General features: G+C 63.3%; 2 protein-coding genes. Both read right to left on the bottom strand.

Annotation, left to right across the window (positions count from 1 at the left end):
* Positions 1-365: 365 nt before the first annotated feature.
* A complete protein-coding gene (locus tag Q4C89_RS13930; protein ID WP_303103226.1) occupies positions 366-887 on the bottom strand; it encodes a macro domain-containing protein in 522 nt (173 codons plus the stop codon).
* The coding region (gene gmk / locus Q4C89_RS13935) for a guanylate kinase (protein WP_303103227.1) at positions 887-1,525 on the bottom strand (639 nt) is incomplete at its 5' end. The genes gmk and Q4C89_RS13930, both read right to left, overlap by 1 nt.

Genomic DNA, 1,525 nt, shown 5'->3' on the forward strand with positions numbered 1-1,525 from the left:
ACATCTGGAGAACTCGGGGGAGTTCTGTGTGCCTCATCCTGTCGGACGAGCCTGTCATCGTCACTTGCACCGATTTTTCATGCGTCTCAGCGGGAGATTTCTCTCTTTTCCGCCCGCCCTTTTTCTCGGGCGAAAAGAAGTGTACGACGCCCGCTCAAATCTGTCAACACCCTCTGCCTCATCCCGCTGACCTCGCTTGCAGTGCGCTCAATTTTCCCGCGACTGAGGGGCCTTTTCGTGCGCGAGCAGCCTGGGCCAGAGCATCTTCAAGCGAACCAAAAGTTCTAAATAAAGGACGACCAACCGCCGGAAACGGCAGGGCGGTTGGTCGTCAGCAGTGAAAACTCCAGAACAGTTACTTCATCTCAGCGGTCTGGCAAGCCTTTCAAAGCACGCTGAAACACGTCGAACGAGCCTGTGTCGTACAGCACCACCGAAACGGACATGTCCGGGTGCGCCCGCAGAAATTCCTGAATGGTGCCCAGTGCAATCGGTGCGGCGCGTTCGAGTGGATAGCCGTAAACCCCGGTGCTGATGGCGGGAAAAGCCACCGAGCGGCAACCATGCTGGGCCGCCAGACGCAGGCTTTCGCGGTAGGCTCCCGCCAGCAGCTCGGCCTCGTCTGCCCCGCCGCCCCGCCAGATGGGGCCGACGGCGTGAATGACGTAGCGCACGCCCTGGCGTTCCAGGTTGAACGCGGGAGTGATGACCGCCGTTCCTGTCGGTGTGCCGCCGAATTGCCGGATGGCCCGCAAGAGTTCGGGGCCAGCAGCGCGGTGAATCACACCGTCCACACCGCCACCGCCCATCAGTTGCTTGTTGGCAGCAGTCACCAGGGCGTCGGCCTGCTGGCGCGAGATGTCGCCCTGCACCAGTTGCAGCGGCATCAGGAAGCCACCACGCGGTCGAGGTCTTCGCGGGAGAGGGCGCCGCTGCGAACCGTGTCGGCCAGCCGCTGCGCCTCGCGCTCGGTTTCTGTCCAGTCGGCGGCGGGCTTTTGGGCGGCGCGTTCAGCCTGTTGTACGGCCAGGAGTTCTTGCACGGCGCGGTCGAGGTCGTCGTTGACGATGACGTAGCGGAAGGCGTGGGCCTCGCGGATTTCGTCACGGGCGCGGGCAAGGCGCTTTTCGATGCGTTCGGGCGTCTCGGTGGCGCGCCCGGTCAGGCGGCGGCGCAGCTCGGTCAGGCTGGGCGGCATGATGAAAATCAGGATGGCCTGTTCGCCCATACGGTTCTTGACCTGCATGGCTCCCTCGACCTCGATTTCCAGAATCACGTCCTGCCCACGCTCCAGCGCCGCCTGGATGGGTTCTATCGGCGTGCCGTAGTGGTTGCCGACGAACTGGGCATGTTCGAGAAAACCGCCCTGCTGGGCCTTTTCCAGAAACTCGGCGGGCGAAACGAAGACATAGTCGCGCCCGTCCACTTCTCCGGGACGCGGTTCGCGGGTCGTCCAGGAAGTCGAGTAAAAGACGTTCTGACCCGCCAGCCACTGCTCGCGCAGGGTGCCTTTGCCGACGCCGGA

Origin of the sequence: Deinococcus sp., from assembly GCF_030523985.1 — a bacterium.
Lineage (GTDB): Bacteria > Deinococcota > Deinococci > Deinococcales > Deinococcaceae > Deinococcus.

Excerpts from the sequence above, each read along its gene's own strand:
- Q4C89_RS13930 (WP_303103226.1), bottom strand. The coding sequence starts at position 887 with ATGCCGCTGCAACTGGTGCAGGGCGACATCTCGCGCCAGCAGGCCGAC.